Source organism: Nonomuraea aridisoli (assembly GCF_003236395.1).
GTDB classification, from domain to species: Bacteria; Actinomycetota; Actinomycetes; order Streptosporangiales; family Streptosporangiaceae; genus Nonomuraea; species Nonomuraea aridisoli.
On the sequence record NZ_POUD01000425.1, the window covers coordinates 1 to 5,215 of the forward strand.

The 5,215-nt window shown below is 71.8% G+C and carries 6 protein-coding genes; 1 reads left to right on the plus strand and 5 read right to left on the minus strand.

Annotation, left to right across the window (positions count from 1 at the left end):
• Positions 1 to 408: 408 nt before the first annotated feature.
• The gene (locus tag C1J01_RS45950; RefSeq protein WP_235855120.1) at positions 409 to 1,968 is read left to right on the plus strand and encodes a WS/DGAT domain-containing protein; all 1,560 of its coding nucleotides are present in this window, start codon (positions 409 to 411) and stop codon (positions 1,966 to 1,968) included.
• On the opposite strand, the gene C1J01_RS45955 is transcribed toward C1J01_RS45950, so the two are convergent.
• The 5 genes from C1J01_RS45955 to C1J01_RS50715 form a co-directional block, all read right to left on the minus strand.
• Entirely contained in the window at positions 1,906 to 2,451 is a 546-nt protein-coding gene (locus C1J01_RS45955) for a TetR/AcrR family transcriptional regulator (protein WP_235855121.1), read from the minus strand. The two genes, C1J01_RS45950 and C1J01_RS45955, sit on opposite strands and share 63 nt — an antisense overlap.
• Positions 2,452 to 2,580: 129 nt before the next feature.
• Positions 2,581 to 4,002 (minus strand): MFS transporter, encoded by a 1,422-nt coding sequence (locus C1J01_RS45960; protein WP_111185300.1) that lies wholly within the window; start codon positions 4,000 to 4,002, stop codon positions 2,581 to 2,583.
• Positions 4,003 to 4,061: 59 nt separating this feature from the next.
• Complete coding sequence (locus C1J01_RS45965; protein WP_111185301.1) at positions 4,062 to 4,496, minus strand: SRPBCC domain-containing protein; 435 nt, start codon at positions 4,494 to 4,496, stop codon at positions 4,062 to 4,064.
• A 14-nt stretch (positions 4,497 to 4,510) separates the two neighbouring features.
• Positions 4,511 to 4,864: an ArsR/SmtB family transcription factor gene (locus C1J01_RS45970; protein ID WP_235855122.1), complete on the minus strand. Its 354-nt coding sequence runs from the start codon at positions 4,862 to 4,864 to the stop codon at positions 4,511 to 4,513.
• A gap of 54 nt (positions 4,865 to 4,918) precedes the next feature.
• Positions 4,919 to 5,077 (minus strand): hypothetical protein, encoded by a 159-nt coding sequence (locus tag C1J01_RS50715; RefSeq protein ID WP_181449331.1) that lies wholly within the window; start codon positions 5,075 to 5,077, stop codon positions 4,919 to 4,921.
• Positions 5,078 to 5,215 lie beyond the last annotated feature (138 nt).

Here is a 5,215-nt window from a genome sequence, read left to right on the forward strand (position 1 = left end):
ACCTCACCCGCTACGCCCACCGCCGCCTCTGGGGCCGCACTGGGTACGCCCACCGCCTCTCTCGCCTCACCGGATACGCCCGACTCCGCACCTTCAGCCCAACTGGGTACGCCCGTCGCCGCTTCTCCCGGCTCACTGGATACGCTCCCCTCCACATCTCCGGACTCACCGGGTTCGCCCGCCGCCGCGTCCTCTGGAACGACGCCCACTCCCCCGGGTCCACAACCGGACATCTCCGCCCCCGTTACACGGGCGGCTGCCTCCTTCGCTGTTCCGCAGGCCGACATCTCAGCCGCCGTTTCTCAGGCCGATGTCACAGCAGGCATCTCGCTTGATCTCGCCGCAACCGACGCCGAGACGCGCCACACCAGCGCCGTCGTCCCGGCTGATGCCAGCACGACGGACCTCATGGGCCTGTCGGTCCACAGCGACGTCTCGCCGAACGGCTCCATCGCCGCGCCCGTCCTGGCTGACGTCCGAACGACTGACAGCGCCACCGTGACCATGCCCGCCGACGCCAGCAGGGCGGACATCACCGCCTTCGTCCCCGGTGACGCCGAGGCGACGGGCACCACCGCCGCGTTCCCGCCGGCCGGCGCACTCCCGGCCGACATCACGGTCCTTTCAGCCCACAGCAACGTCCCGTCCAACGGCAGCGCCGTCGTTCCCGGCCCAGCGGACCTCCGGCTGATCGACAGCGCCGCCGTGTCGGCCGGGAACGGCGTCACCGCCACTCCCACCTCCGCCGACGTCCCACCGAAGGACGCCGGCACTGGTTCTGTCCTGCCCGGCGACGGTACGGCGGGCGACGCCGCGCGCGTTCCGGCGAACGGCAGGATGGCCGGCGTCGCGGCTCTTCCCAGGGCGGAGGGGGCCAGGACCGGCTGTGCTGTCGGTGACGCCGCTGACGGTCGCGCCGAGTCCGGTGTCTCCGCCAGGCGGGGCGGCGACGCGGAGGTCGTGCCGGTGGATGGACGGCGGGACGGGAACGGCGGTGGGGATGGTGGGCCCGGGTTGCTCGGCATGCTGGCCGGAGCGGCCGTGCGGACGGTGACGCACCCCGTCACGGCGGTACGGTCGGTCGTCAGGGCGGCCGGTGACCTGGACGCGATCCCGCTGGTCGGTGGCGTGCCGGGCGCGAAGCTGATCGCCAAGGCGGTGCGGATGGTGTCCGGCGAGCGCCACGACCGTCCCGAGATGCCCCGTCTCACCGCGCCCCGCACCCCGTTCAACGGGCCGATCAGCGGCCGGCGGCACCTGTCGTTCGGGTCCCTGTCGCTGAAGGACGTCAAGAAGGTCGCCAAGGCCAACGGCATCAGCGTCAACGACGTCGTCATGACGTTGTGCACGTCGGCGCTGCGCTCGTGGTTGCGCGAGCGCGACGCGCTGCCCGAGGCGCCGCTGGTGGTGGCGGTCCCTGTCGCGGTGCGTACGGGCGCCGCCAAGGACGTCGTCGGCAACCAGATCTCCGCCATGGTGGCCCCGCTGCCCACGAACGTCGACGATCCCGGTGAGCGCCTGCAGGCGGTCGGCGACGCCATGGCCAGGGCGAAACGGCGCTTCGCCCTCTCACCGGCGACGTGGCCGAGCGAGCTGTGCTCGATGCTGCCCGCCCCCGTCACGAGCCTGGCGACCCCGGCGATCTTCCGGTTGGCGGGGGTGGCGTTCCCGCCCATCAACCTGATCATCAGCAACGTGCCGGGGCCGCAGTTCCCGCTCTACCTGTGCGGGGGCAGGCTGCTGTCGTACTACCCGCTGTCGGTGGTGACCGACCTGAGCGGCGGCCTGAGCATCACCTGCTTCTCGTACGACGGCATGATCGACTTCGGCCTCGTGGCCTGCCCTGAGCGGGTGGACGACGTGTGGAGCCTGGTCGACCACCTGCGCACGGCGCTCGACGAGCTGCTAGACGAGCGAGTGGGCGATGAGTTCCGCGACGGCCTCGGGATCGATCTGGTGGCCGGTTAGCTGGCAGAGGTTCTCCTGGTAGAGCAGGATGGCCGCGAACGTGGCCGCCGCCACCTCCAGCCTCGCCGCGTCGCCGCGCGCGCCGGGCATCGCCAGGCCGAGCGCGAAGCGGGCCCTCCTGACCAGCTCGCCGTTGAGCCGCGTGAGCCGTTCCTTCACGGAGCCGTGCGTGTCGGCCTCACGGAACAGGATGCGCCGCATCGCCGGCGAGGCCCGCAGCGGCAACCCGCGTGCCAGCCGGCACAGCGTGCCGCGCAGGTCGCCGGGCACCGCGTCGACCTCGCGGTCCTCCTCGACGTGCGTGCGTTCGTCGACCAGGGCCACCAACAGGTCGATCTTGCGCGGGAAATAGTCGAAGATCAGATCGTCGCGGACCTTCGCCAGCTTGGCGATGATCTCGGTCGGGGTGGCCTCGAAGCCGCGGCCGGCGAAAAGCTCCTCCGCCGCGTCCAGGATGCGCGTGCGCGCGTCACCGATCACCACGGCTCGAACCATAGCGCCACCTGCGGCTTCACCGCCATACCAGGAACGCGACAAGCCCCGCCGAGTCCCCCGGGGTCACGCATCCCTGGCAGATCATGGACACCGGCCGGGTGCCCCATGGACACAGGGTCAAGGCTTCGCGGTGTGGGGTGTGGCGCGGCTGACAGCGTCGCCGGCCGGAGGGCTGGTCGCGGCGGCAGGCCGGAGGCGCTTGCCGAACAGGGTGAGAGCGACGAGCAGGCCCGCCGCGGCGAAGAGCGCCGCGGTGGCGAAGGCGGCGTGGTGCGCCGAGGTGAGGACCGGCGCGGCCGGGTCGTGGACGGCGCTGGTGGCGACGGTGGAGCAGATGGCCACGCCGAGGGCGGTGCCGATGGCGAAGGAGGTGTCGGTGAGCCCGGCGGCCAGGCCCGAGTCGCGTTCGGCGACACCGCTCAGCGCGGTGATCTGCGCGCATACCGCGGCCGTGCCCATCCCGGCGCCGAACACCAGCAGGGCGATGAGCAGGATGCCGGATGAGCCGTCGGACGGGAGCCGGGTCAGCAGCAGACAGGCCGCGCCCAGCAGGAGCGTGCCTGCGACGGCCACCGGCCTGACGCCGAGCCTGGTCACCACGCGCTGGCCGGCCAGCGCCCCGGCCACCGAGGTCACGGTCATGGCAGCGGTCACCAGCCCGAACAGAGCCGCGGACCAGCCCAGCACCTGCTGTACGTGTGCGGTGAGGGTGATCAGCATGCCGTCGACGGCCATCCCGGCGGCGAGTATCAGCAGGTTCCCGCCGACCAGCGTCCGCGAGCGCAGCAACCGCAGCGGCAGCAGCGGTGCCGCCGAACGTCGCTCGATCACGACGAACAGCGCGAACAGCCCCGCCGCTGCCGCCAGCGGGCCGAGGTCCCAGCCGGCCTCGGGCACTCGGGTGATGACGTAGACCAGCAGGACCAGGGCCGGGGTGACGGTCAGGGCGCCGGCGAGGTCGAATCCCCGGGTGCGGGCGTGGCTCTCACTGAGCAGGTACGGGGCCAGCAGCAGCACCGCCGCGCCGACGGGAAGATTGATCCAGAAGATCCACTGCCAGCCGAGCGTGTCGGTGATGACCCCGCCGAGCAGCAGGCCCGCGGTCGCACCGAGCCCTCCGAGCCCGCCCCAGACGCCGAGTGCCCTGTTGCGCTCCGGGCCCTCGGCGAAGGCGTTGACCACCATCGACAGCGCGGCCGGCGCGATGATCGCCGCGGAGATGCCCTGCAGTGCGCGAGCCCCCGCCAACGCTCCCAAGGAGGGTGCCAGCCCGCACAGCAGCGAGGACACCATCCGCAGCACCATCCCGGCCAGGAAGACCTTGCGGCGCCCCAGCATGTCGGCGGCCCTGCCGGAGAGCAGCAGCAGACCGCTGAAGGCCAGCGCGTAGGCGGTCACCGCCCACTGGATCGCGGGGCCGGACGGCTCCAGGTCGCGTTCGATGGCCGGCAGGGCCGCCATCAGGCTGGTGCCGTCCAGGATGGTCATGAAGAATGCCGTCCCCAGCAGGGAGAGGACGCGCCGGCGGTTGCTCGTCATGATGCTCCTCCTGTTGCGTGTCCCTGCCTGGAGGTGCCGGGCTGGGGTCGTCCGGGGTGTCAGCGCCGCAGTTCGGCGCCGAGTGCGTCAAGCCAGTCGCTGGTGCCCTGCCGGCGCCAGCTGGGATCCTCGCGGCCGTCGAGGAAGGTGCCCTGCTCGGTGAGGGTGAGCAGCGTGCCGCTGTCGGCCGGGGCGAACTCGACGGTGGTCAGCGACACCGTGGCCAGGTCGTCGCCGCCGCACGGGGAGGAGGTGTAGACGATGCGGCTGTCGGCGACGATGTCGCGGTACCAGGACTCGAAGGTCAGCGCCTTGCCGTCCTCGCCGGCTCCGCGGTTGATCTCCCGGCCGCCGACGCGGAAGTCCAGCTCGTGCTCCCCGCCGGAGGCGAACCAGCGGGCCTTCGCCGCCGGGTCGGCCCAGGCGGCGAACACCCTGGCGGGCTCGGCGGGGTAGCGACGTTCCAGGGTGAAGGTGGCGTGGGTGACGGTCATGAGGTGCTCTCTTCCTACGGCTCTCGCTCGGTCGGTTCTTCGGATGGCCGCTGCGCCAGCAGATCGTCGAGGCGGTCGAGGCGCTGCTCCCAGGAGGTGCGCTGGCTTGCGATCCACTCCTCGGCCGTGCGCAGCGCCTGCGGGTCGATCTGGCAGGTGCGGACCCTGCCGGTCTTCTCGGACCTGACCAGGCCGGCCGTCTCGAGCACCTGCAAGTGCTGCATCACCGCCGGCAACGACATGGCCAGCGGCTCGGCCAGCTGGCTCACCGTGGCCGGGCCGCGCACGAGCCGCGCCACGATGGCCCGGCGGGTCTCATCGGCGAGGGCCTGGAACACGCGGTCCAACGACTCCGAATACTTAGGCACATACTTAAGTATTGGCCGCTCTGACCCCATAGTCAAGCATCTACTTAAGTATTTTCAGACCGCCCACACCACAGCACCAGAACGCACGCCACTGAAGTCCAGCCGCACCAGAGCCCCCAGGCGCGCCTCCTGGCCCAACCGGACAGCGCCGACCTCGACGAGGCCGACCCGCCGACCGACCCGCACGGCCGCGACTTCGCCGTACGCGACCACAGGACCCACCTGAAGATCGCGGCCGAACGCAAGGCCGACACCGCCAACGCCCACTTAGCCGCGGCGGGTCAGGGTCTGTGCGAAGGTGCGGCTCGGGCGCGTCGGAGGTGACGGCCCTCGTGGGGGTGCTCGTGGGCG

Bases quoted from the DNA above. Each gene is read 5' to 3' on its own strand.
- C1J01_RS45950 (WP_235855120.1), top strand. From the start codon at position 409: ATGGGCCTGTCGGTCCACAGCGACGTCTCGCCGAACGGCTCCATCGCC.
- C1J01_RS45960 (WP_111185300.1), bottom strand. From the start codon at position 4,002: ATGACGAGCAACCGCCGGCGCGTCCTCTCCCTGCTGGGGACGGCATTC.
- C1J01_RS45965 (WP_111185301.1), bottom strand. From the start codon at position 4,496: ATGACCGTCACCCACGCCACCTTCACCCTGGAACGTCGCTACCCCGCC.